Origin of the sequence: Bacillus haikouensis, assembly GCF_013179555.1 — a bacterium.
In the GTDB taxonomy this organism is placed as follows: domain Bacteria; phylum Bacillota; class Bacilli; order Bacillales; family Bacillaceae_B; genus Rossellomorea; species Rossellomorea haikouensis_A.
Genome location: NZ_JABMCR010000612.1, coordinates 1 through 663, shown reverse-complemented (window position 1 = coordinate 663; position 663 = coordinate 1). Strand labels below are relative to the sequence as shown.

The window sequence follows — 663 nt, the reverse complement described above, 5'->3', positions numbered from 1 at the left end:
ACTTTGCGCGGCCATTAGTATGGTTTATTTTCATAGTGATCATCGGATTAGCAGCTGGAATCCCATTCTTGTTAGGGGTGTAAGGAAAAAAGGGAAGGGGAGATTCGTATAAATAATTCATTCCAGCTCCCTTTTTAGAAACCTTATAAAAAAGGAAAATGGCATACGTTAATTCGTATGCCATTCCTTTTTGCCAATTTAATGTTTGGAACCTGTGTGGTCCGTTTAGTAACACACCGGACGCTTCTCCAAAAGAGCCTTGCTCGTTTATTTAAATACCGGCTCCTTAAACTGTGACAATTTCTCCAATGAAGATTTATCCACTTCCTCATGAAGCGAATTCCCGTGGGAATCCATCGTCACTACCGCCGTAAAGCCTTCCACATTCAAATGCCACATTGCTTCCGGTATACCGAACTGCATCAGGTCAACTCCGTCTACTCCCTTGATACAGTCAGCGTAGTATTGAGCGGCACCTCCGATGGCATTCAAGTAAACACCGCCATGTTCTTTCAAAGCAGTGAGCGTTTTCGGACCCATTCCGCCCTTACCGATGACGGCACGTATGCCAAACCGTTTCATGATATCTCCTTGATAAGGCTCCTCTCGAATCGAAGTCGTCGGACCTGCAGCTTTTACATGCCAGTTGCCTTCGTCATCTTT

Annotated in this window: 1 protein-coding gene; it reads right to left on the bottom strand. The window is 44.8% G+C overall.

The window, feature by feature from the left end:
* Positions 1 to 267: 267 nt before the first annotated feature.
* A partial coding sequence (locus tag HP456_RS24665; protein WP_172255907.1) for a fumarate hydratase C-terminal domain-containing protein occupies positions 268 to 663 on the bottom strand: 396 nt, incomplete at its 5' end.